Raw genomic sequence first — 23,515 nt, 5'->3', positions numbered from 1 at the left:
CCGCAAGCAGCAGGCCGATCGGGAGCCATTAAACCCAATAGTTTGAAATATCGGCGTTGGGATCCATGTGGTAAGAAATTTGCGCTTGCAGTAATTCGGCCGATGACAAGGCGTCAGTAAGCGCATGGTGCGCTTTGTAACGCGGTAGTTTATATCGCTGTCGGCAAGCGTCTAAGCGTAAAGAAGGGCGTCTGCCAAAGCGTTGCCACCAAGGTTTAAAAGTGGCTTGGCGTTCAATATCCATGGTGTCTAGCACAGGAAAGTACAGCGGGTAGCCGTAAATCTTCATGGATGCTTCTAGTAAAAACTGACGTTCGATTGCAACGCAATGCACGACGATGACTTGATGGGTCAGTGCCAGTAAAATTTCATCCAAAATCGCATGCAGTCGCGGCGCTTCCTCCAGCTCCGAATGCGTGATTTCGTGGATGGTGACCGACTCTGCATTCAATGAGCATTGAGGTTTCGCCATCCAGTATTTTGCGCCTTGGCAACGAATGGTTTTGTGACTGAGGGGAATTAAGCCAAGACTGATTATTTCATCTTGGCTTGGATCAAGCCCAGTAGTTTCTAAATCTAAAGCTAGCAAAGGCGTATCTTGTAATGCCGTTTGTGGCGCAATCATACCCGCTTGATAATAGCGTTTTAGTGGTCCTTCAGGAGCTTCTTCGGCCCACTCGGCAAACATCGCTTGCCAGTCTTGAATGCCTTCTTTGGACTGATTCTTCATTAATAACTTTCCCATTTAGCTGCGCTTCCCTGCGTAACGGAATTTAATAAACTCCTGTTGGCGCGAAACAATATGAAAAGCATCACGAAGATTACGTTTTTCAAAAGAAGACAGGTTTTCAGGATTAACGTGGTTATTTGGTTCTTCACCGTTTTCGATTTGTTCTTTTTGGTGCTGAATACGAATCATACCAATCATTTCTAAAGCAAGCGTAAGATCTTTAGCGCGCCCGTTCGGCAACAAGCCCGCCGCTTCTATATCTTCGATGCGTTCTAACGTATTGAGTTTGTCACTGCCGCAGGCTAGGGCATGAACTCGAACGATGTCGATAATTGGCGCAATGCCTCTTTCTTTTAGATTGAACGTGCGTGATTGTTCGCCTTCGCCATCCAACACAAATTGTCGGAAAAAGCCCAGAGGCGGTTTACGCTGGTTAGCATTTCGTGCCATAAAGGTTAAGAAACCAGAATGTGCTTGAGCTTCTTTGCGTATGTGTTGGTTCAGTTGCAGCGCAAGGGTTTTATCACCATAGACTCCACGTAAATCAAAAAAGATGGAGAGTCTTAGTAGTGCTTCGGCCTTGGGTTTTTGTATCCAGTTACTGAAGTTATTTTTCCAAACGCTGAGTGGCTGTCTCCAGCGAGAGTTTGATGCCATGATATCGCCAGTGCATAAGTCGTAACCGCATTGATCAAGGTTATGACAAACCCAATCTGCTAGCGCTTCGAAATATTCACCGTGAAGCTTTTTATTGTATTTGTCACTCAAAATCAGCGCATTATCTTGGTCTGTTTTAATGGTTTGCTCTTCTCTTGCCTGTGAACCAAGCGCGATAAAACAGTAGGGCACCGGTGGCGGACCATATTTTTCTTCGGCCAGCTGCAACAGCCGTTTTACAAAGGCGGTGCCGATGTGTGACATGGCGTTACCAATCATCTGCGTATTCGCATCAGCGACAACCAACTGGGTGAAGGTGTGTGTCATTTTACGGCTGATGCTTTGTAAGCCTTCAATGCTGGTTTGCTTATAAATGTCACTGATCAAATAGACACTACCGTGACTTTCTTTTTGGATAATATCTCCGGTACTAACCACGCCGATGGGACGACCATTCTTTACAATAGGAATATGGTGAACGTTACTTTCCATCATTTTTAACACGGCTTCTGAAGCATAGTCTCCACTGTCCATGACAATAGGGTCGTGGGTCATGATCTCAGAAACCGGCGTGTCGTAAGGAAGCCCTTCAGCAACGGCTCGAGTACGTAAGTCTCGGTCGGTGACAATCCCCGTTAGTTCATCATTTTCTGTAATAAGGAGGCTGGAGACACGGTGTTCGGCCATGACTTGGGCTGCATTACGAATGCTTGAACTAATGTCAGCGCTAATGGGTGGTCGTCTTAGTAAACTGACCACTGGGCAGGTCATTAAAGAGACGTCCGAATTTTGTGACTCCATTGCAACACGCAAACGAACTTCGCGTGCCAATTCAAAAAAGTCAGAAAAAATATCGTTTTCTTCGTAGAGCTTAAGAAACCATCGAGCCGGAATACAATATAATAAACTGTCTTCAATGGTTCGCATGGACTGTGAAGATTTACCGCCACGCAGCAAGGAATAATAGCCGAATAATTCGCCTTCATTCATGCGTCGAATTAACTTGTTTTCCTTACTAAGCACTTCTAGCGCGCCGCTACGAATAAAATAAAGCGTACTGTTAGGGGCGCTTGGGGCAATAACCCACTCCCCAGTGCGCACATAACGAATCTCTATCTCTTTCGTCATATCATTGAGTTGCGGATCGTCGGCCATTTCATTGAATGGTGCGTGCTGACAAAGTGCTTCGAGTATTTCAGTTAATTCGACATCCATTATTCCATTCCTGTTTATTAAAAAGCAGTTTAAAGAGTCTATTTATTGAAGCAGAGGCGTCGCGATTGTTACTATCCCCATAATAAGGAATAGTAAACAAGCCAGCTGACGTGTGCGGTTGGCATTGATCCTGTCCATTATCCAATTACCTGCAAACACCACAGGTACGTTTGCTAGCATCATACCAATAGTTGAGCCTAGCAATACCATCCAAACACTACCATAGTGAGCACCTAATAAGACGGTTGCGATTTGAGTTTTGTCACCGATTTCGGCAAGAAAAAACAAGACAAACGTCGCACCAAATGCGCCATATTTCAGCATGCTATTATCTTCACTGTCGTCTTTATCTGGTATCAATAACCATAAGCCAACGGCGATAAAACTTAAACCAACCACCCAGCTGATCGCACTTTCAGGAATCCATTGAGCCACTTCAACACCAAGCCATGCCGATAAAGCATGATTGAGTAATGTCGCAGCAAGGATGCCAAGAACAATAGACGATTTAGATGCGAAACGCGTAGCAAGGAAGAGGGCTAAAAGTTGGGTTTTATCACCCATTTCAGCAAGAGCAACAGTGGAGATAGAAGTGAGTAGTGCTTCCATTTTTCGAAAGGTCCTAGGTGGGCAATAAACGAAAGACAATAAACCTGTGCCCACCAGAGCCAAGTTATTGTCTTAAGTCTCATCAACCCTGTCGATACTTTATCGGATCAGGACTTCTTTGCCACGAGCTTGAGGCTCGATTATGTTGACAAAGAATCTTTGTACACAATTAGTATGTACAAAGAAGATTACTCCCCTAAGAGGACGCTGATAATAAAGTATTTGCTAAAAGAAAACAACGCGAACACCGTGTGTGGTTGCTCGCGTTGTTTTAATAACAATGCATCTTTATAAAGTCACTACACTTTTATTATTTATAAAGGTGTATATCACTATGTAAGCCTTTCCATAAGCTCACACACATGATCAGCATGAGCAATGTAAATGGTAAGCCAATGGTAATCGCGGCCGCTTGAATCGCACCAAGCGCTTCAGAACCACCACCAATTAGTAGAGCAATCGCAATGATGCCTTCTAGAACGGCCCAGAAAACTCTTTGGATCATAGGTGCATCAGTTTTACCACCAGCAGTAATGCCGTCGATAACCAAAGAACCAGAGTCAGAAGAGGTTACAAAGAACACCAATACTAGAATGATACCAATAAAGGAAATTAATGACGTCATTGGAAGGTTTGCAAACATTTGGAACATAGCTAAAGAAGAATCAGAGATTCCGTTTGCCAAAGCGCCAATGCCATTAGCAGACTGGTCTAGAGCTGATCCGCCAAAAATAGCCATCCATACAAGCGATACGATAGTTGGAACGAGTAGCACTGCAATAACGAACTCACGAACAGTACGACCGCGTGAAACGCGCGCGATAAACATACCAACAAATGGAGACCAAGAAATCCACCAAGCCCAGTAGAACACAGTCCAGCCATGGTAGAAGGTTGTGTCGTCACGACCAATCCAGTTACTTAGAGGAATGATGTATTCAACATAATTCAAGAAGTAAGAACCAATTGCCGCAAAGATAGCGCCAGTGTTACCAACGATCACAATGAAAACGGCCAATACAGCAGCAATGATCATGTTGACGTTAGAAAGTAGCTTCACACCACCTTCAAGGCCTCGTGCTACCGAAATAATGGCAACAGCGGTCACGCCTAAGATTACAAGAATCTGTGTCGTTAGTGTATTTGGAATACCAAAAAGGAAGTTTAGACCACTTGTGGCTTGGAGAGCACCAAAACCTAGAGATGTAGCCAAACCAAAGATGGTTGCAATAACCGAAACAACGTCGATTACGTGGCCAATCGCCCCCCACACTTTTTCACCAAACAATGGGTAGAAAGCAGAGCGAATAGTTAGAGGTAAACCTTTGTTGTACGCAAAGAAAGCCAATGATAGACCGACAACAGCGTAAATAGCCCAAGGATGAAGACCCCAATGGAACATGGTTGCGCCCATTGCTAGGTCGCGAGCTTCGGGTGTGTTAGCGGCTACATCAAAAGGTGTGCCATACCAACCGGTATAGTAAGCAACAGGTTCAGCGACACTCCAGAACATCAAGCCAATACCCATGCCTGCGGCAAAAAGCATAGAGAACCAAGTGATAGTGGAGTGTTCTGATTTAGCCTCAGTACCACCAAGGCGAATTTTGCCGAGAGGAAGAAGGATAAGAAGCAAACAAAAGAGGACAAAAATATTACCAGCAACCATAAAGAACCAATCAAAATTATTGATTGACCAATTCTTTGCGCCTGACAAGATTTTACTAGCATCAGCAGGGAACATGATACTGCCAATGATAAAAGCAAATATGATAATCGCGCTGGTACTAAACACTGGGTTTAGTACGTCAAGACCAAGAAACTTAATGTTATCTTGGCCTACCTTATATGACGTATTGTATTCTGCCCGACCATTGTCAGGTACTTTATTACTCATAAACATTCTCCCGAATTAGTGAAAACTTTCCCCGAGACCTTTGTTGGATAACTGGAATTAAAAAGGTCTGTTCATATCTTTTTAAACGAAAATTAACATGAGCGTTTCTTATACAGTTTCGCTACTTAACCCTAAAAGAATTTCCATTCTTGTATTGTTCTTAATACGACGCGTTTTGTTCTGTTTTCACAGTTTATGCATATTCTTGTGTTGATGATTAGGCTAATGAAATAAGCATTTTTTTAGCATCCCAACAACAAAATGAGTGCTATAACTTGTTGAATTAGAATAAAACAATGGGCTGTTTCTTTCGTTTAAAAAGATTGTTTTTATTAGAAAATCACAAGTTTTTGCGTTGCTTAGATAGGACAAAAAGGCCATCAGAGATGGCCTTTTTGTCCTAAACGCGATAAGAGTTGCATCTAAATGCTTAGATGTCAAATTATAGTAAATAAAATGGCCTGCTATGGGAGGAATAACTCAAGCAGTTCGTTGAGGAATAACTTACCTTTTTCGGTTGTTTTAATACGTTGATGTTTCCATTCATCGTTGTCCAATAATCCCTGTTTAATTGCCATTTCACAGGCTTTGATTAGAGAGATAGGGGCATTTTGATAGGTAAATCGCTCGTAATCCTTTAAATCAAAGGTTTCAAATAAACGTAGGCGGTTCATCATGAATTCAAGAGGCAGGTCTTCTTGTTCAATGGCTTCTTTGATAACTAAGGCTTCAGGCAGGTTGCTTAAGTAATGATTTGGATGACGAGTCTTTCGTGTACGAAAGATTTGACCATTAACCAATGTGATTTTGCCATGGGCCCCCGCGCCAATTCCGATGTAATCACCGAAGCGCCAATAATTAAGGTTGTGTGCGGCACGACGCTTCTCTTTTGAGTTGGCCGATACTTCGTATTGAGCATATCCATGCTTGGTTAGTAAAGCTTGTCCTGCGTCTTGAATTCCCCACAAGGTGTTGTCTTCTGGCAAGGTCGGTGGGCGGCGATAAAACTCGGTGTTTGGCTCGATCGTTAATTGATACCAAGATAAGTGTTCAGGGTTCAGTTCGATGGCGAGAGATAAGTCTTCCAACGCCATTTCTAAGCTTTGATCGGGTAAACCATGCATCAAATCAAGGTTGATATTATCAAAACCAGCGGCTCTTGACTTATCCACAGCGTGTATTGCTTCTTCGCGGTTGTGGATTCTTCCTAGGGTTTTCAACAGGTTTGGCTGAAAACTTTGGATACCAATAGACAAACGATTAATGCCGGCCTGACGAAAGTGGCGAAATTTTTCTTGTTCAAACGTCCCGGGGTTAGCTTCCATTGTTATTTCAGCGTTGTCCGCCCAGGTTAGCTTCTCGCGTAGTGCATCCATTAAGCGGTAATAGAAGTCTTCGCTCATTAAGCTTGGCGTACCCCCGCCGATAAACGCAGTTTGAATTTCTCGTCCTGCCACATAAGGTAGGTCTGCGTCTAAATCTGCTAAAAGCTGGGCTAAATAGGCCTCTTCTGGCAGTTTACCATTGGCTTCAAAGCGATCCGCTTGATGGGAGTTAAAATCGCAATAAGGGCATTTACGTACACACCAAGGTAAATGTATGTACAGACTTAGAGGCGGTAACAAAGCGCTCAAGATGGTTTACCTTGTTGAAAGGAGGTGAAAAGCTGTTTCAAGGCTTTGGCGCGATGGCTAATTTGGTTTTTCACTTCTTTTGGTAGGCTGGCGGCGCTGCAAGCGCATTCTGGCACATAAAAGACTGGATCATAACCAAAGCCTTCTTGGCCTTCGGTTGAGGTCAAGATACGGCCTTCCCAGACACCATGAAATACTTGTGGTGTCGGGTCGTCTTTGTGGCGCATGTAAGCTAATACACAATGAAAGCGGGCAGTACGCTCTAGCTCAGGAACGCCGTCTAGTTTTTCTAATAGTAGCTTGTTGTTTGCTGCGTTATTGCCATGATCGCCTGCAAAGCGAGCCGAGTAAATGCCCGGAGCACCGTCAAGATAATCGACTTCAATGCCTGAGTCGTCGGCCAAAGCTGGCAATCCTGTATGGGCACAAGCGTTACGCGCTTTTAAAATGGCATTTTCAATAAAGCTCAGTCCCGTTTCTTCGGCTTCTTCGACGTTGAACTCACTCTGTGGTTTGACATCGATGCCCATATCACTCAGTAGCGCATTGAATTCTTTGATTTTTCCAGCATTATTACTGGCTAATACGATGGTCTTGTTCATCGGTCTTTCCTTTATACTTTAAAAAAAAGGCGGCTGATTCGCCGCCTTGTTGTCATTATATCGTTTGATGTAGGTTGCTGGTCATTTAGCGACTGATATGGAAAATCGCTGTTTCACTGAATAAGTTTGGCATGGAGCGAATCCACCAATGGTCTTTTAGCTGACCGTCTACAGCGGCCCAACGCAGAACCTTGATGTCTTTTTCACGGCATAAACGCTCAAAATCTTGAAAGGTGAAAAAGTGAATGTTCGGTGTGTCATACCAGTTATATGGCAAGAAATCAGAAACCGGCATTCTGCCTTTTAGTGCCAAGTGCAATCGGCTTCGCCAATGGCCAAAGTTCGGGAAAGTGATAATGCATTCCTTGCCGATACGCAGCATTTCGTCGATCAGCAAGTCAGGGCGACGGAATTGTTGTAAGGCATGAGTCATCAAAACTAAGTCAAAACTTTGGTCATCAAAGTTCTGCAAACCTTCATCGATGTTTTGCTCTAAAACCGGAATGCCTTTTGCGATACAGGTGTTTAAATCTTCATGACCAATTTCCAAACCATAGCCGTTTACTTGCTTGTTCTGAATGAGGTGATGAAGCAGCTCGCCAGGACCACAAGCCAAATCGAGCACTCTAATATTAGGTTGAACCCATTCATCGATCATTTCTAAATCAGAGCGCATTATTTGACCTCCGTGGTAAGGTTGCTAGCAATGCGAGTTAAAAAGGTGTTCAGCGCGGTCATGTAGCGTGGGATCGGAAACAAAAACGCGTCATGGCCTTCTGTTGCCTCTATTTTGGCGTAAGAAACTGATTTGCCTGCTTTGACGAGTGCGTTGACGATTTCTTCGCTGCGCTCGGGAGAAAAGCGCCAGTCAGTGGTGAAGGAAACCAATAGAAACTCGCACTGCGCACGACTTAGAACGGCCGAAAGATCACCATTTGTTTGCGCAGCAGGGTCAAAATAATCCAGTGCTTTGGTCATTAGCATGTAGGTATTAGCGTCAAAGCGTTTGGTGAATGCTTCGCCTTGATAGCGCAGGTAGCTTTCTACTTCAAACTCAATGCCGTAATTGTATTGGTAGCTGTCATGGCGCATTTGGCGACCAAACTTGGCGCCCATGGCATCGTCTGAAAGATACGTAATGTGACCCAACATGCGAGCAAGGCCAAGGCCGTTGGTTGGAACGGAATTATTGTTTATGTAATTACCATCAAAAAAGTCAGGGTCACGACGAATGGACTGACGTGCAACTTCGTTGAAGGCAATGTTTTGGGTCGAGAGCTTTGGTGCTGAAGCGACAATGACCGCAGACTTCAAGCGAGTCGGAAAGCGGATGCTCCACTCAAGTACTTGCATACCACCAAGACTACCGCCAACAATGGCCGCAAAAGTTTGGATGCCTAATAAATCGGCTAGGCGTGCCTGGCTTTCGACCCAATCTTCTACGGTGACAATCGGAAAGCTGGCTTCCCAGCGTTGCCCCGTTTCTGGATTAGTGCTAGTTGGTCCTGTGGAGCCACTGCAACCCCCTAAATTATTGAGTGCAATAACAAAGAACTTATCTGTATCGATGGCTTTACCTGGCCCTATTGCCGTATCCCACCAACCTGGTTTGGTATCCGACATGGCATGATAGCCTGCGGCGTGATGGTCTCCGCTTAGCGCATGGCAAATTAAGATAGCGTTGGAAGCGCTTTGGTTCAGAGTTCCATAAGTCTCGTAAATCAGTTGGTACGATGACAGGGTTTGTCCGCAAGAAAGCGCCAACGGTGTGTCGAATTGCGCAATCTGTGGCGTAACAATACCAACAGAGTCGGCTGGAATGACGTCCGGCATAGGTTTGTGTTTATCCTAAAAAAGTCCTAAAGAAAGTGCTCGAATTCCCGTGAAGAGACGTGGGAAGCTTCATCGATGAAAGATGTTTCACAGTCTAGCCTTTGTGCCCTGTGTCATCAAGAGGTGGATGCCACCATCAATCTGGGTACGGCGTTAGATGGATGAAAGTAAAACGCCTCTGTCTCAGCTAGTGACAGAGGCGTTTTACTTATTGAGGATATCTAAGCAGCAATACCTTGTTAAACGAGAGTGAATACCTGCGTTTTAACGGCCAGCTGCTGTGAAATTTGCTGAATTTGCTTGGTTTTATCAGCCAAAATATCTATGGAATGGGTATCTTGGTTTAACTGCCGAGCAATTTCTTCCATCTCTGTGCTCATTTGAATCGCGGTGGTCGCCACATCCTGAATGGCATTGGCCATTGAGTCGGTAGATTTTGATCCTGTCATGGCGTTGTTTTCGATATCACGCATGGCTTCTTCTGCCTTGTTACCATTTTCTCCGATGATTTTCAGGTTGTCTTGTCCGCTTTCCATGGTGCTGATAGCGGTTTGAGTCGACTGCTGAATGGTATTGACTATGTCTGTGATCTTTGAGGTCGCGTCGACGGTTTTTTCGGCCAATGCTCGAACTTCATCAGCGACCACAGAAAACCCACGTCCTGCTTCGCCGGCGCGAGCAGCTTCGATTGCGGCGTTCAGTGCAAGCAAGTTGGTTTGGCTCGCAAGATCGTTAATCATGGCAATGACGTTGTCGATGTTTTTCGATAAGCGGCCAAGTTCATCGAGTTGTTGACTGGTCATGTTCACGATATTAACAGTGTCAGTGATACTGTTTAACACCAATTTAATGGTGTCCGCACCAGACTTAGCGGATTGATAGGTTTCATTGGAATGCGCTTGAAGCGTGTTTGTCGTGCTAGACAGTTCGGTTAAACGGCTAGAAATATCGTCTGTGGCAGAAGCCAATGAATGGGTACGTTGATTGACCAAGTGGTTGCTGCTGGCAATGCTGCTGATGGTGTTGTTTAAATCAGTGGACATGGTGCTGACATTGTCAGTGGTCGATACCACGTCTTTTAACACATTGCCTAAGCCGCTTGTCATTTCATTGAGGGATTGGCTCAATTGGTCGAATTCATCATTACGTTTGGTGTTAACGGCCGCCTTTGAAGACATATCGCCTTTTTTAACTTTGTTAAGGTCGGTAATAATATTTTGCAAGGTGCTATTCACGCTGCGGCCAATGGCGAGCATAAGTAGGGCGGCCACTAAAATGATACTAATACTGACGGCCAATAGTGTGGCGTTGGCCTGAGTTGAACTGGCTTCGGCGCTGGCTTCTGCTTGTTGAACCTTGCCTTCAATTAGCTGATTCGCTTTAAGTTGGCTTTCAGTAAATTGGTTTTTTTGCGTCGTGAAAGTATTTTCGATCTCGTTAAGTGATGCGTATTCCTTACCGTATTGCATAAGAGCTTCGCGGTAAGCCTTGGCCTTAACGCCATGGGTTCCTTGGAAACCAAAGTTTTCAATTCGATTATCAAAGCGTGCAAAGCTTGTTGTAAATTCTTCTAGATTGCTGGCTGTGGGATCGGAGAGGTAGCCAGCTTCAGCTTTACGGACATTGGTGAACTCTCGTTTTAGTAAGCTAAGCTTACTAACGTCTTCACTGATTTCAGAGCCCATGTTATCTATACGGCCGCGCAAACCAGAGGAAAAGTCGAAACCTATAATGTAGCGTTTTTCAATCAGTGCGATGAGTGCTTGGCTATATTCATTGAGCTCTATTAAGTTTTCTTCGAGGGTCTGCTTTAAGTCTGGGCTGTGGGCTTGCTCAATATTCGTCGCAATGATATTGGCGTTTTGTGTGATTTGTTCTTTTGCGCTTGTCACATACTCTTGGTAATTTTCTACAGAGATAGAACGTAGGCTATCTGCAATTTCCAGCATGTGAATGCTAAGTTGGTCGTTGGACGATTGAATTTTTGAGAGGTTTCTTAGTTCATTGTTGGCATTTTGTTGGGATGAAAGTCCCTTCATGGCCACAAAGGTGACGATAATTAAACCCATAATCGCAGTGACAAGAAGTATGAACAGTTTGGTCTTAAAGGATAGGTTTGACAGCATAGATACCTTCCATCGCGTAGCGAAGTTTATGTGAAGTGCCCATTCATGGCACATATTTTACTAGGCTATGCAAGTATCGTGCTCAAATCACGATGGCTGATATAGCTTGTTTTGATGAAAGCAGTATAGGAGGGGAAATAGAGTTTTGCGTATTTTTGGTGCGATGTATGTGTCGGCGAATCAGTAAGCCCTATTTTGGATAGGGCTTGCAGGCTAATTATTTAGACACTTCAAATAAACGATAAACCAATTGGCCAGCGATTTTTTCTTTTAATAAAGACCAGTGGTTTGGTAATGCAGGTAGATCGGCCTCTCTCTCCATTTCGATATAAACAAGCGCACGATCTGCTAGCCAGCCTTTTTCAAGTAAAGGAATGATTTGTGCCAACCAGCCTTTTCGAAATGGTGGGTCAAGAAACACAATGTCCATAGCGTGAGGTGTCGCTGTATCAAGAAACACGGCTGCGTTTTGTGCGATTACATTAGCTTTGTCTGTGGCACCTAATGTCGCTAAGTTTGCTGTCATTTGTTGTGACACCACACGTGAGTTATCAACAAAGGTCATGTGCTTTGCACCACGAGACAGGGCTTCTAATCCTAATGCACCAGAACCACAAAATAGGTCACCACAAATCGCGCCTGGAAGGTAAGCATTAATCCAGTTAAACAAGGTTTCTCGCACTCTGTCTGGCGTTGGTCTTAAGCCTTCAATATCCGGAATCGGCAACTGGCGAGAACGCCATTCACCAGCGATGATACGAAGTCTCGATGCCTTCGCTTTGCTTTTGTTTGATATATTACTTAGAACTTTTTTCTTCATTGGTAAACCTGGATCTCTTGATAGGACGATGGTTTTAATAAGCGTTGTAGCGCTGTTTGATAATCTTCTATGGTGAAGCTGTCTAGGGCTTCTTTATAGCCTTTTGCAAATTGTTCCACGGTGAGTGCCCCATCCTCATGAGTGACTTGTGTGGCGATATAGCTCCACCATGTTGGTGATAATGTTTGTTGTTCGAGTTGTTGTGTGAAGTTATCTAGCAATTTATTAAAGTTATTTTTATCGTTTACCGAGGGAACTTGCTCAACGAATACAAGGCTTTTGGCATTCATTAAACGACTGGCATCATCGCTCGGTTCGTTTATTGTTTTTGTCAGGTCGTTTGCGTATTGGATATTCCACCATGCCCAAGGGCGATGCGGTGAAAGCGTAAACGCGAGCTGAACAAAATCAATATGTTGTTGCTGATTGAGGGTAGAAACCAAATCAGCGCCCCATATTTGTAGGCTAATCCATTCTTTTATTGAGGCGACTGGCATTAATGCAATGGCGCTGCGCGTTTGCCAGAGATCGCCTTCATTTTGTTGAATCGTTGAGCTGACGGACTCATAGTGAATAGCCTCAGGGGAAGTCTTTGATAATTGATAGCCTTCGCTGATGGTGTTCATTGCCTTTTTGACGTTTTGCTTTGTCTCTGGTGACATGTCGCCTACGATAAAAATAGTCGCGGCAGATGATTTTAAACTTTGGTAGTAGTTGGTTACTTGTTTTAAAGACACGTCTGCTATGGAGTCGTTCATATTGATCGTTTTATCAAAAAATAGAACATTCTCCAGTTCATGCTGAACGGGCGGGTTGGCTTGGTATTGGGTTTGCCAAGTATCGAAAGTACGAGGTTTGAAGTCCGGTTGTCTAAGCCAATTGGTTACTAGAGAAAGCGTCGGCGTGAGATATTGTGGCTCATTGCTTAGTGTTAAACCAATGGTTTGGCTTTCATGGTCGTAATAGCTGTTTGCGCTGGCAGCTAAAGGGGCGAGTCTTTGGTTTATCGAAGCGGTACTGAGGGGTAAAGAGTCACTCATTAACATGGCAAGTGTGGTTTGGATTAATTTTATATTGGTGGTAGCCGAACGAAATGAGAAGCGAATTTCCAGTTTGTTGCTGTCTTGCCATTCGGTTTGCTTGAGCCAAACAACAGGGATGCCAGATGTAGTTGTCCATTTTTCAATTTGAGGTGTGGGTAATTTGCTGCTCGTCGCGGAGAGGTTTAACAACCAAATTGCCAGCGTACAAAACAACATGACAGCAGCCAATACAGGTCGACTAAAGAGAGGTTTGCTATCGTCGGACATAATGAACCTTAAACTCTACGGGTTGAGAAAATTTTGGTTAAAACTAAGCCTGTTTGCGAGCCAGAATGATGTTAAAATAATCGTTTTTAAGTGTTCATGTATATGGCGCTAGATCTAATCATAGCATTTCACTGATGTTTATCGCATCAGTCAAAATAAAGAGACTGATTTAATGGAAGTTGTTAATCAAATTATTGCTTTTTTCACACCATATCTTGGTGAATATGCGCGTTATGTTCCTATTGCAATTGGAACACTGTTAGCGGTTATCGCCTTTGTTATTCGTCGTCGTTTTGTGAGCAAAATGAATGCAGATATCGCTGAGGCCAAGAAAAAGGATATAGAAGCATCAGATTCAGTAAACAATGAATCTGATGCAGTGGAAACTTTGACTTCTGACGATCAAGCTAGTGAAGCTGATGAGTCAACAATCATCACCACAACGCAAGCGGTTGAAGAGGTGCCAAGCGAACCTGTGCAGCCGACATTATCTTGGGCTCAGCGTGTTAAGTCCGGTTTGTCTCGTACACGTAACGGTCTAGGCAATGGTTTGTCTTCTGTTATTGGCGGCCATAAAAAAGTCGATGATAACCTTCTGGAAGAGCTAGAAACTCAATTATTGATGGCCGACGTTGGTATCGATGCCACACAAACTTTGATTGGCGCGCTAACCGATAAGCTAAACCGAAAAGAGCTAAAAGACTCCGCTACCTTGTTAAGTCATTTAAAAGCCGACATGGAAGGCATTCTTAGCCAATCACAACAAGTGCTTGAGCCAGTTAGTAAAGACGGGCCATTTGTTATTCTAATGGTAGGTGTGAATGGTGTCGGCAAGACAACAACCATTGGCAAGCTGGCTAAAAAATATCAGGCGGAAGGCAAAAGTGTTATGTTGGCGGCAGGAGATACTTTCCGTGCCGCGGCGGTTGAGCAGCTTCAGGTTTGGGGCGAGCGTAATAATGTTCCAGTCGTTGCTCAGCATACTGGTGCCGATTCCGCGTCGGTTATCTATGATGCGATTGAGTCTGCCAAAGCAAAAGGCGTTGATATTGTTATTGCCGATACCGCCGGTCGCCTACAAAACAAAGCCAATTTGATGAACGAGCTGTCGAAAGTGGTTCGAGTCATGAAGAAGCTTGACGAAAACGCGCCACATGAAGTGATGTTGGTACTAGATGCCGGTACTGGTCAAAACGCTATCAGTCAAGCTAAGCTGTTTTCTGAAGCGGTTGGCGTGAGTGGTATTACGCTAACCAAACTGGATGGAACCGCAAAAGGCGGTATTATTTTCGCCATCGCTAAACAGTTCGGGTTGCCAATACGTTATATTGGTGTGGGTGAACAAGCCGATGACTTACGTCCGTTTGTTGCCCAAGAGTTTGTCGACGCCTTATTTGATAGCGAATAGCTTTATAGTCAATTGCTGGATGGCAAAGTAAGTGGTGATTAGACCTTTCTTATTTCTAATTTAAGGATGCTGAATTAGCGTGGAAATCGAATTTCAACGAGTGGGTAAAAAGTACGAGAGTGGACAAGAAGCATTGTCGCAAGTGAGCTTTCATTTGCAGCAAGGTGAAATGGCTTTTCTTACTGGGCATTCTGGCGCTGGTAAGAGCACCTTGATGAAACTCATGATGATGATTGAGCGCCAAACATCAGGACAAATTTTAGTAGATGGTGTGGATTTGCGAACCCTGAGTCGCAGAGCGATTCCGCATCATCGACGTCGTGTTGGTGTTGTGTTTCAAAACCATCAATTGTTATTAGATCGAAGTGTTTTTCATAATGTTGCTTTGCCATTGCAGGTGAGCGGAGCTGATCATCAGCAAATTGCTAAGCGAGTGCGTGCTGCGCTGGACAAAGTCGGGTTGCTGGATAAAGAGAAATACAACCCAATGGCGTTATCTGGTGGTGAACAACAACGTGTAGGCATTGCCCGAGCCGTTGTTAATAAACCACAGTTGCTATTAGCCGATGAGCCCACCGGTAATTTAGACCCTAAATTGTCAGCAGAAATCATGAACTTGTTTCAAGAGTTTAATCGTGTGGGCGTGACTGTTTTGGTTGCCAGCCATGATTTGGCGCTGGTAGCACGTATGCGCCATCGAGTTTTAACGTTAAATCAGGGACGAATGGTTAATGATGGAGGGTTTGGCTAAATGGCACAGAAGCCGAATCAACGTGGAGCAACGAGAGAATCGATTAAGGCGACCAAGCATAATTGGCCAACGCGTACATCTTTTAATCCGAGTCAATACTTTCGCCAGCACCAGGCTACTTTAACCGAAAGTTTTATGCGGCTAGTGAATTATCCATTGGCCAGTGTGATGACGGTGATGGTGATTGCTATTGCCTTGTCTCTGCCGGGGGGCTTGTATGTTTTACTGAAAAACGTGCAATCGGTGACCGACCAATGGGAGCAGCAATCTGTCATTACCTTGTATCTTTTTCCTAACTTAGAAGATACGCAAGCTCTTGCTTTGTCGCATCGTCTTTCAGCACAAGATGATATTGCATCTGTAGAGTATATTTCTAAGGAAGAAGGGCTGCGATATTTCGAGCGTTCTAGTGGCTATGAACAGATTTTGTCGGCTCTGCCAGAGAACCCGTTGCCGATTGTTTTGCGAGTGATTCCTAAACAAGCGGTCGATATCACGACATTATCGAGTTTGCAGGCATTGCGAGATCAACTTGCTGCACAAAAAGAGGTCGATTATGCAGAACTTGATGCACAATGGTTACAGCGTCTTGCAAATATACTGAGTTTTGGACAACGCTTTGTCTATGCTCTGTCGGTTTTGTTGGTGGTTGCGGTACTCTTGATTGTTGGTAACACTATCCGAATGGCGGTGGAAAGTCGTCGAGATGAGGTCTTGGTTATGAAGCTGGTGGGCGCAACGGATGCTTATATTCGCCGACCATTTTTATATATGGGTTTTTGGTTCGGAGTATTAGGTGGTTTCTTTGCCAGCCTATGTATTCTCATGCTTAGCTGGTGGGTAAGTGCGCCCGCAGAACGCCTGATCGATCTTTATCAAAGCGGTTTTCAACTACAGTCTTTTAATGCAGATGAAATTGTTTTATGTTTAACTATCAGCGCATTTGTTGGTGTGTTTGGCGCATGGATTGCTGTTAATCGACATATCGCGACTATTGAACTGCAGTGACAATGAAAGGCTACTATCACTACTAAGATAATAGCCATGGTTTATTCACATTTATGTCACACACAAGCAGAATTTACTTGTTAGTATTTTGTCATACACAGTATGAACAATTAGAAAGGTGGAAATAGAGATGGGTAAAGCTCTCCAGCCTACGGACATGATGATTCCAGGCCAAAACCTAGAATCCTACATACAAGCCGTCAGCAGAATTCCGATTTTAACCGCGGACGAAGAAAAAACGTTGGCGGAACGTCTTTATTATCAAGAAGACCTAGAAGCTGCACGTACATTGGTCATGTCGCATTTGAGATTTGTTGTACATATTGCGAAAAGTTACTCTGGATACGGTTTAGCTCAAGGCGACCTTATTCAAGAAGGCAACGTTGGCTTGATGAAAGCGGTTAAGCGCTTTAATCCTGAAGTCGGTGTTCGTCTTGTGTCCTTTGCTGTGCACTGGATTAAAGCCGAGATTCATGAGTTTATTCTGAAAAACTGGCGCATTGTTAAAGTGGCGACGACAAAAGCACAACGTAAAATGTTCTTTAATTTACGTAGCGCGAAAAAGTCACTATCTTGGTTCAGTAATTCAGAAGTTGAGTCTGTGGCCAGTGATTTAGGTGTGACGCCTGAAGTCGTTCGTCAAATGGAAGGGCGTTTAAGCTCTTCTGATATGGCATTTGATGCGTCTGCAGACGATGACGATGACAGTGCGTTTCAGGCGCCATCACAATATTTAGAAGACCATCGTTCAGACCCTGCCACCTTGCTTGAAAATGGCAACTGGGAAGAAGACTCCAATCAGCGTCTAGAAGTCGCTATGGCGGACCTTGATGAGCGTAGCCGAAATATTCTAGTACAGCGTTGGTTGTCTGATGCAAAATCTACTTTGCATGAATTGGCCGATGAATATGGCGTTTCTGCTGAGCGTATTCGCCAGCTAGAAAAGAATGCCATGAAGAAAATTCGTCTTGCAATGGGTGATGGTCAGTTCGACTGATTGTTGTCATGCCTAAACACTGGCAATAATTGAATGTAAATAGCCCTCCAAGTGAGGGCTTTTTTATGCTTGTTGGTTTTTTGTAGTTACTGGCTTTGTAGTTGGTTGCCAGGCACAAAGCGCCATGTACGAATGATTTCTAGTTTATCCACCTCTTTCTTGAGTTCGCTGGGGAAGACCTGAAAGGGTTCTGCTAGGCGAACAATGCGCATGGCCGAATCATCCAGCACCCGAATGCCAGAGGAGTGTAATATCTCAATATCGTCAACATAGCCATTAGGCAATAAGATAACGGCTAATCGCAGGTCTCCGTAGAGGTGGTTACGTTTGGCTTCTTCTGGATAGTGAATGTTGCCGATACGTTCAATGCGTCGGCGCCAATCATCTAAGTATTGTGCATCAATAGCCGCTTTGGCAGAGACTGAGGTTAAACGGCGAATCCTTGGCCGTTTGGCATAGGATTGACGTTGTTGATCCAATAAGGCTTCTAATGTCGCTATATCGTTTGATATATGGCTTGGGATTTGGGTCTCGCCTCGAAACTTTTCTTCTAGCGTTTTGGGTTCATTTTCAGATTCGTTGATGATCTCGAAGACGGCCTCTTGATCTCTTGTTGCTAGCAAGCTTGGCTTATCAATCGGTTCGGCAGAGGCTAGTTGCGGCTGGACGGGAGGCGATATCTCTTGAATAGTATCCGATAAGAAGCGCGCATTTTCTGTAGTGGTAAGCTTTTGTTTGCGTAATTCTGTACCGCTGGCTTGTTGGTTTGCTTGCGCAATAAAGTCCGCTTCGACTGGCGCTTTTGTCGTGTGCTGAACCAGCGTGACCTCGAGCGTTTTAGGCTTGGGAGCTGGCAGCGCAAAATCGAAGCCAATAATCATCACCATTAGCACATGAAAGCAAATGGCGATGAAAAGCGCGATAGAAAACTTATCTACTAGTCGCATGCTGTTATTACTGAAGACGTTTTTCTATGGCTTCTATTAACATCATGGCGATATTTAGATCGAACTGAGTGTCTAATTCACGAACGCAAGTTGGGCTGGTAACGTTGATTTCAGTGAGATAATCACCAATCACATCTAAGCCAACAAACATTAAGTTCTTCTCTTTTAACGAAGGGATAACTTGCTCACAAATCCAGCGATCGCGATCTGTCAAAGGTCGGCCTTCACCACGTCCGCCTGCCGCTAAGTTGCCACGAGTTTCTCCTGATGCTGGAATACGTGCTAATGCAAAGGGTACGGGCTCACCATTTACCACCAAAATACGCTTATCGCCGTCTTTGATTTCGGGGATGAATTTTTGTGCCATGATTTGTTCTACGCCCATATTGGTAAGGGTTTCAATAATCACGCTAACGTTTGAGTCGTCTGGTTTAATACGGAAAATCGAGCTGCCACCCATGCCGTCTAGTGGTTTAAAGATCACGTCGCCATGTTCTTTGTGAAAGCTTTTCAGTAAATCAGCTCGTCTTGTTACCAAAACTGGCGGGCAGCAATGAGGGAACTGAGTGGCAAATAGTTTTTCATTGCAGTCACGTAGGCTTTTGGGGTCGTTCACTACAAGCGCACCGTCTCTTTCTGCTTGCTCTAGTATCATGGTGCTGTAGACAAACTCACTATCAAATGGCGGATCTTTGCGCATCAAAATCACGTCTATATCACCCATGGCCATTTTGGTTTCTTCACCAAGGTCATAGAAATGGGCTGGATCTTTATAAACACTAATAGGACGAGTCATGGCATAAGCTTTGCCATTATCCAAAAAGAGGTCTTTTTGCTCCATATAAATGAGTTGCCAGCCCTTTTCTGCGGCAGCCCATAGCATGGCGAGTGAGGTGTCTTTTTTGTAGTTTATGGATGAAATTGGATCCATAACAATGCCGAGTTTGATAGTCATAAGGCGGTTCCTAAATCGAAAGCAATGTTTCATCGCTTTGTTCAATCTGTTAATAGGTGTTGATGCTATAGAAATATGGGGGCGCTGAGAAGAAAAAACACCCATGATTTTGAGATAGTTGTTTCGGTAGGCAGGAATATAACAATGATAAGTCTGTGTGGTGAAAATAGCCTGTAATACAGTGTATTTAAAGCTGAGTGTTTTATTGGATTAAAAGCAGAATCATTGGACGCTAGAAATAGCGCTTTATATCAATGATTCTGCTTTAAAAGAATATTTACCAGTTTCCAGAGTTTTCGCTGGCATCCAAGAAAAGCTCACTCTCTTTCGATTTTTCTGTTTCTGCTTGGGTGGCTTTTGGGTCCGACACTGTAGGGCTGTCTTTGATGGAGCTTTCTGCTGCCTTTAACTCATCCGTCGCCGTTGGTTCTGATGCTGGCGGCGCCTTGGCTTTGTCGAATTCATCATTGAAGCCAAGAGTTTGAGGACGGTAAATGCGGAATGCTCGCATCAGTTCACCTTTAGCATTAAATAAACGGAACTCAGAGAAAAGCTCATCGTAATCGGCATTTACATAGTCTTGGCGAGCTTGGAAAAGTTCGTTTTCGCTATCTAGTACATCGAGCAAAGTACGACGGCCTAGACGAAATTGTTTTTCATAAGCAATTTGAGACTCTTTTGTCGCGATCACATATTGTCTAATATGCTCTTTTTGTCCTGTTGTTGCTTCAAACGCTGCCCAAGCTAGTCGAACTGTCAGTTCCGTATCTCGAATGGTATTTCGGCGTATTTCAGATGCTTGGATGTTCTGTTGAGTCGCCACTTCTTTTCGGCGTTTGTGTGAACCACCACTGTAAATATTATAGTTCAAGCGCACCATAGCCAATAAATCTTCGCTTGGGCCTTCCGTCCCGTCTAAATTATTGTTCCATGTACGTTCTAAAACAAAGTTGATGGTTGGGTAGTTGTCTGCATCAGCAAGCTTCTGAGCGCTTTCTGTTGCGGCAACATCCCAGCGAGCACCTTCTATTGCAGGGTTTTTCTTCAGGGATTCATTGATGGCCGAATTAAGGTCTTGCGGAAGCAGCTCTCTGTCAGGTACAGGGTAAATCAAGTCCTCGGGTGGCAACTCCCCAACGACATTTTTGTAGTTACTTTCGGCATCCTGGAGATTATTGATGGCTGCAAAGTGATTCGCTCGAGCTTTAGCTAGGCGAGCGGTGATTTGGCTAAGGTCTGATTGGCGGCCAATACCGGAATCACTTTTTAGTTTGATTTGCCCATAAATTCGCTCATGAGTTTTTAAATTTAGTTCTGCAAGCTTGACCAATTCGCGATAGCGCAAAACATCGGCGTAAACTTGAGCGACTTCTAGAGCGGTATTTTCAACCGAAATAAGTGCATTCCAACGATCTGCTTCTGCTTCGCTTTTTAAACGCTCAATATCGTTTTTTGTAGAGAAGCCGTTGAATAGGGGTTGATTCAATGAAAGGGTAAGCTCTCGACGAGCCAAGTCTACATCGCTTGAGTTACTGCCGTCTGCGTAGGTTGTTTCGTGTCCTATTCCGGCGGAAAGATCCACACTTGGGTAGTAACCAGAGCGAAGAGCAATATCGGTATTTTCTTTGGACTCTCGATATTTGGCGACGGCTTGTCTTACTGATGGATTGTTTTCTATTGCCATATATGTCGCTTCTTCAAGCGTCATTGCATGTACTACTGCAGGTAGAAAAGCTGTCCCTATATAAACCGTGCAAGCTAAAACTATTCGCTGAAACATGAGATGATCTATCCTTTATTGAGTACTGCTATCATGGTATAGCCATTTATCTACTGAATATGTAGCGATTCTGTTAGTTCTTACAATATGTACAAATGAATCAAATATCGCCCCATAAAGTATTAATAACACTTAGAGCGACCACGGGAGCCGTTTCAGTTCTTAATACTCTAGGCCCTAGAGTAATGGCATTAAACCCTGATTTTTCAGATAGTTGGACCTCTTTTTCGCTTAGCCCGCCTTCTGGCCCAATTAATAATGCTACCTGATTGTTGGAGGGTTTTTCATATTGGCGAATCGGTTTTGCGCTGTGATGGTGTAATGTAAGTGTTAACATTTCGTTACAATTCGAGACCCATTCACTTAATTCTATCGGTGGGTGAACAATCGGCACTACACCACGGCCACATTGCTCGGCTGCACTAATCGCCACTTGCTGCCAATGTTGTTGGCGCTTTTCTGCACGGCTGTCTTGAAGTTTCACTTCACAGCGCTCACTAAAAAGTGGCTGGATAGCAAATACGCCAGCTTCAACAGACTTCTGAATAGCGTAATCCATACGTTCGCCGCGCGATAAAGTTTGTCCAACTGTAACTAGGATGGGTGATTCATTATCTAGTGCTTCGAAATTAGTCACATGAATATTTGCCGAACGCTTCTCAACATCACACAGTGTTGCGTCAAATTGCCCAATTTTGCCGTTAAATTCTCGACCATTAAATACGCGAATAGGGTGGTCTGATTTTAACCTAAGTACTTTACAGAGGTGCTGGAACGCGGAGTCTGGTAGGGCAAGAGTGCTATTCTCATTGAGTTCTGTGTCGATAAAAATTCGTGGAATACGCATGTTTTGCCTTATGTTTTCGAGAGTATTAAAGAATAGAAATAAAAAAGCCTTCTTCTACCCTGTAATAATAGTAGGGCAGAAGAAGGCTTTATAGCGGAAAATTAGGAAATTATAAACCTGCTGCTTTGCGCAATGCGTCCGCTTTGTCTGTTTTTTCCCAAGTGAAGTTTTCACCTTCACGACCAAAGTGACCATAAGCCGCTGTTGGTAGATAGATTGGGCGTTTTAGATCTAACATCTTAATCAAGCCTGCGGGACGTAATTCAAAGTGCTCACGCACTAATTGTGAAATTACCGCATCACTTACTTTACCCGTACCGAAGGTATTGATACTGATTGACGTTGGTTCAGCGACACCGATGGCGTAAGAGATTTGAATTTCACACTTATCAGCCAGTCCCGCCGCAACGATATTTTTCGCTACATAACGACCTGCGTAAGCAGCAGAGCGGTCAACTTTAGACGGATCCTTACCAGAGAAAGCACCACCACCATGACGAGCCATACCGCCGTAAGTATCCACAATGATTTTACGACCGGTTAGACCGCAATCACCCACTGGGCCGCCAATGATGAATTGACCTGTTGGGTTGATAAAGTATTTGGTGTCTTTCGATAACCATTCTGCAGGAAGTACGGGCTTAATGATCTCTTCCATCACAGCTTCACGAAGATCGGCTTGTTTAACGGATGCGCTGTGTTGTGTCGAAAGAACAACCGCATCGATAGCACATGGTTTGCCATTTTCATCGTAACGGAAAGTGACTTGGCTTTTCGCATCTGGGCGAAGAAAATCTAAAGTACCGTTTTTACGAACCTCAGCTTGGCGTTGAACCAAACGATGCGCGTAAGTGATCGGCGCAGGCATTAGTACGTCCGTTTCGTTTGTTGCAAAACCAAACATTAAACCTTGGTCGCCTGCACCCAGTTCTTTTTCACTGGCTTCATCAACACCTACTGCGATATCGGCAGATTGTTTACCAATGGCGTTCATTACGGCACAAGACTCCCAGTCGAAACCCATGTCTGAACTGTTGTAGCCGATTTCACGGATAACGCCACGAGCGATTTCTTCGATGTCGACCCATGCGTTGGTACGAACTTCACCTGCAACCAAGACCATGCCTGTTTTAACTAGGGTTTCGCAGGCAACGCGTGCTTCAGAATCTTCTGCCAAAATGGCATCAAGGATGGCGTCGGAGACTTGGTCGGCAATTTTATCTGGGTGACCTTCAGAAACGGATTCTGAGGTAAATAAAGAATATTCTGACATATTGAGTTTTCCTCTTTAGCTGAGTTAGTCGCTAAACAGGCATAAAAAAACCTGTTCGGCATCAAAAGTGCTAAACAGGTTCTTGCGTATCTGTTTAGCTGAGTTTATATAGCGCCCGC

General features: G+C 44.1%; 20 protein-coding genes and 1 riboswitch. Of the genes, 4 read left to right on the top strand and 16 right to left on the bottom strand.

Annotated elements, in window-relative coordinates; all coding sequences use genetic code 11:
- Positions 1–28: 28 nt before the first annotated feature.
- The 11 genes from AC2A4J_RS00180 to AC2A4J_RS00130 all read right to left on the bottom strand — a co-directional run bounded on the left by AC2A4J_RS00180 (position 29) and on the right by AC2A4J_RS00130 (position 13,430).
- Positions 29–745 carry a 3'-5' exonuclease gene (locus AC2A4J_RS00180; RefSeq protein WP_255827182.1) on the bottom strand — a complete coding sequence of 239 codons (717 nt, stop codon included), beginning with the start codon at positions 743–745 and terminating at the stop codon, positions 29–31.
- Positions 746–2,602: a DUF294 nucleotidyltransferase-like domain-containing protein gene (locus AC2A4J_RS00175; RefSeq protein WP_484174453.1), complete on the bottom strand. Its 1,857-nt coding sequence runs from the start codon at positions 2,600–2,602 to the stop codon at positions 746–748.
- Between the two features lie 42 nt (positions 2,603–2,644).
- Positions 2,645–3,211, bottom strand: coding sequence for a TMEM165/GDT1 family protein (locus AC2A4J_RS00170; RefSeq protein ID WP_255827180.1), 567 nt, complete (start codon positions 3,209–3,211; stop codon positions 2,645–2,647).
- A 9-nt stretch (positions 3,212–3,220) separates the two neighbouring features.
- Positions 3,221–3,422: riboswitch (yybP-ykoY riboswitch) on the bottom strand.
- A gap of 99 nt (positions 3,423–3,521) precedes the next feature.
- Positions 3,522–5,105, bottom strand: a complete 1,584-nt coding sequence (locus AC2A4J_RS00165) for a BCCT family transporter (RefSeq protein WP_255827179.1) — start codon at positions 5,103–5,105, stop codon at positions 3,522–3,524.
- A 464-nt stretch (positions 5,106–5,569) separates the two neighbouring features.
- Positions 5,570–6,739 (bottom strand): radical SAM family heme chaperone HemW, encoded by a 1,170-nt coding sequence (hemW, locus tag AC2A4J_RS00160; RefSeq protein WP_484174452.1) that lies wholly within the window; start codon positions 6,737–6,739, stop codon positions 5,570–5,572.
- Positions 6,736–7,341, bottom strand: a complete 606-nt coding sequence (gene rdgB, locus AC2A4J_RS00155; protein ID WP_484174451.1) for an RdgB/HAM1 family non-canonical purine NTP pyrophosphatase — start codon at positions 7,339–7,341, stop codon at positions 6,736–6,738. The genes hemW and rdgB overlap by 4 nt, the downstream gene beginning before the upstream one ends.
- Positions 7,342–7,426: 85 nt before the next feature.
- Positions 7,427–8,017, bottom strand: coding sequence for a methionine biosynthesis protein MetW (gene metW, locus AC2A4J_RS00150; RefSeq protein WP_255827176.1), 591 nt, complete (start codon positions 8,015–8,017; stop codon positions 7,427–7,429).
- Positions 8,017–9,174 (bottom strand): homoserine O-succinyltransferase MetX, encoded by a 1,158-nt coding sequence (gene metX / locus AC2A4J_RS00145; RefSeq protein WP_255827175.1) that lies wholly within the window; start codon positions 9,172–9,174, stop codon positions 8,017–8,019. Before metX ends, metW begins: the two co-directional genes overlap by 1 nt.
- 239 nt (positions 9,175–9,413) lie before the next feature.
- The gene (locus AC2A4J_RS00140; RefSeq protein ID WP_255827174.1) at positions 9,414–11,300 is read right to left on the bottom strand and encodes a methyl-accepting chemotaxis protein; all 1,887 of its coding nucleotides are present in this window, start codon (positions 11,298–11,300) and stop codon (positions 9,414–9,416) included.
- Positions 11,301–11,517: 217 nt separating this feature from the next.
- Complete coding sequence (gene rsmD / locus AC2A4J_RS00135; protein ID WP_370646856.1) at positions 11,518–12,120, bottom strand: 16S rRNA (guanine(966)-N(2))-methyltransferase RsmD; 603 nt, start codon at positions 12,118–12,120, stop codon at positions 11,518–11,520.
- Positions 12,117–13,430: a peptidase M16 family protein gene (locus AC2A4J_RS00130; RefSeq protein ID WP_484174450.1), complete on the bottom strand. Its 1,314-nt coding sequence runs from the start codon at positions 13,428–13,430 to the stop codon at positions 12,117–12,119. Before AC2A4J_RS00130 ends, rsmD begins: the two co-directional genes overlap by 4 nt.
- Positions 13,431–13,602: 172 nt before the next feature.
- Between AC2A4J_RS00130 and ftsY the strand changes: the two genes are divergently transcribed.
- From ftsY to rpoH, 4 genes are all read left to right on the top strand, one after another.
- Entirely contained in the window at positions 13,603–14,838 is a 1,236-nt protein-coding gene (ftsY, locus tag AC2A4J_RS00125; RefSeq protein ID WP_255827172.1) for a signal recognition particle-docking protein FtsY, read from the top strand.
- Between the two features lie 79 nt (positions 14,839–14,917).
- A complete protein-coding gene (gene ftsE / locus AC2A4J_RS00120; RefSeq protein ID WP_255827171.1) occupies positions 14,918–15,589 on the top strand; it encodes a cell division ATP-binding protein FtsE in 672 nt (223 codons plus the stop codon).
- Positions 15,590–16,597, top strand: coding sequence for a permease-like cell division protein FtsX (ftsX, locus tag AC2A4J_RS00115; protein ID WP_484174449.1), 1,008 nt, complete (start codon positions 15,590–15,592; stop codon positions 16,595–16,597).
- A 130-nt stretch (positions 16,598–16,727) separates the two neighbouring features.
- Positions 16,728–17,594: an RNA polymerase sigma factor RpoH gene (rpoH, locus tag AC2A4J_RS00110; protein ID WP_255827169.1), complete on the top strand. Its 867-nt coding sequence runs from the start codon at positions 16,728–16,730 to the stop codon at positions 17,592–17,594.
- 86 nt (positions 17,595–17,680) lie between these two features.
- Here rpoH and AC2A4J_RS00105 read toward each other — a convergent pair whose 3' ends face one another.
- The 5 genes from AC2A4J_RS00105 to metK all read right to left on the bottom strand — a co-directional run bounded on the left by AC2A4J_RS00105 (position 17,681) and on the right by metK (position 23,396).
- The gene (locus AC2A4J_RS00105) at positions 17,681–18,541 is read right to left on the bottom strand and encodes an energy transducer TonB (RefSeq protein WP_255827168.1); all 861 of its coding nucleotides are present in this window, start codon (positions 18,539–18,541) and stop codon (positions 17,681–17,683) included.
- Positions 18,542–18,548: 7 nt separating this feature from the next.
- Positions 18,549–19,496, bottom strand: coding sequence for a glutathione synthase (gshB, locus tag AC2A4J_RS00100; RefSeq protein ID WP_484174448.1), 948 nt, complete (start codon positions 19,494–19,496; stop codon positions 18,549–18,551).
- 277 nt (positions 19,497–19,773) lie between these two features.
- Complete coding sequence (locus tag AC2A4J_RS00095; RefSeq protein WP_484174447.1) at positions 19,774–21,276, bottom strand: TolC family outer membrane protein; 1,503 nt, start codon at positions 21,274–21,276, stop codon at positions 19,774–19,776.
- 100 nt (positions 21,277–21,376) lie between these two features.
- Entirely contained in the window at positions 21,377–22,123 is a 747-nt protein-coding gene (locus AC2A4J_RS00090) for a 16S rRNA (uracil(1498)-N(3))-methyltransferase (RefSeq protein WP_484174446.1), read from the bottom strand.
- Between the two features lie 109 nt (positions 22,124–22,232).
- On the bottom strand, positions 22,233–23,396 hold the full coding sequence (gene metK / locus AC2A4J_RS00085) for a methionine adenosyltransferase (RefSeq protein WP_484174445.1): 1,164 nt from the start codon (positions 23,394–23,396) through the stop codon (positions 22,233–22,235).
- Between the last annotated feature and the right edge of the window lie 119 nt (positions 23,397–23,515).

This window comes from Marinomonas sp. ATLA20 (assembly GCF_057180105.1).
The sequence above is the reverse complement of the archived record's forward strand: the minus strand, read 5'-3'. Positions and strand labels throughout refer to the sequence as shown.

Coding starts and splice junctions, on each gene's coding strand:
- AC2A4J_RS00175 (WP_484174453.1), bottom strand. CDS start 2,602: ATGGATGTCGAATTAACTGAAATACTCGAAGCACTTTGTCAGCACGCA.
- AC2A4J_RS00105 (WP_255827168.1), bottom strand. CDS start 18,541: ATGCGACTAGTAGATAAGTTTTCTATCGCGCTTTTCATCGCCATTTGC.
- AC2A4J_RS00165 (WP_255827179.1), bottom strand. CDS start 5,105: ATGAGTAATAAAGTACCTGACAATGGTCGGGCAGAATACAATACGTCA.
- AC2A4J_RS00095 (WP_484174447.1), bottom strand. CDS start 21,276: ATGTTTCAGCGAATAGTTTTAGCTTGCACGGTTTATATAGGGACAGCT.
- AC2A4J_RS00180 (WP_255827182.1), bottom strand. CDS start 745: ATGGGAAAGTTATTAATGAAGAATCAGTCCAAAGAAGGCATTCAAGAC.
- AC2A4J_RS00090 (WP_484174446.1), bottom strand. CDS start 22,123: ATGCGTATTCCACGAATTTTTATCGACACAGAACTCAATGAGAATAGC.
- AC2A4J_RS00130 (WP_484174450.1), bottom strand. CDS start 13,430: ATGTCCGACGATAGCAAACCTCTCTTTAGTCGACCTGTATTGGCTGCT.
- rdgB (WP_484174451.1), bottom strand. CDS start 7,341: ATGAACAAGACCATCGTATTAGCCAGTAATAATGCTGGAAAAATCAAA.
- metX (WP_255827175.1), bottom strand. CDS start 9,174: ATGCCGGACGTCATTCCAGCCGACTCTGTTGGTATTGTTACGCCACAG.
- gshB (WP_484174448.1), bottom strand. CDS start 19,496: ATGACTATCAAACTCGGCATTGTTATGGATCCAATTTCATCCATAAAC.
- metW (WP_255827176.1), bottom strand. CDS start 8,017: ATGCGCTCTGATTTAGAAATGATCGATGAATGGGTTCAACCTAATATT.
- rpoH (WP_255827169.1), top strand. CDS start 16,728: ATGGGTAAAGCTCTCCAGCCTACGGACATGATGATTCCAGGCCAAAAC.
- AC2A4J_RS00170 (WP_255827180.1), bottom strand. CDS start 3,211: ATGGAAGCACTACTCACTTCTATCTCCACTGTTGCTCTTGCTGAAATG.
- ftsX (WP_484174449.1), top strand. CDS start 15,590: ATGGCACAGAAGCCGAATCAACGTGGAGCAACGAGAGAATCGATTAAG.
- AC2A4J_RS00140 (WP_255827174.1), bottom strand. CDS start 11,300: ATGCTGTCAAACCTATCCTTTAAGACCAAACTGTTCATACTTCTTGTC.
- ftsY (WP_255827172.1), top strand. CDS start 13,603: ATGGAAGTTGTTAATCAAATTATTGCTTTTTTCACACCATATCTTGGT.
- metK (WP_484174445.1), bottom strand. CDS start 23,396: ATGTCAGAATATTCTTTATTTACCTCAGAATCCGTTTCTGAAGGTCAC.
- rsmD (WP_370646856.1), bottom strand. CDS start 12,120: ATGAAGAAAAAAGTTCTAAGTAATATATCAAACAAAAGCAAAGCGAAG.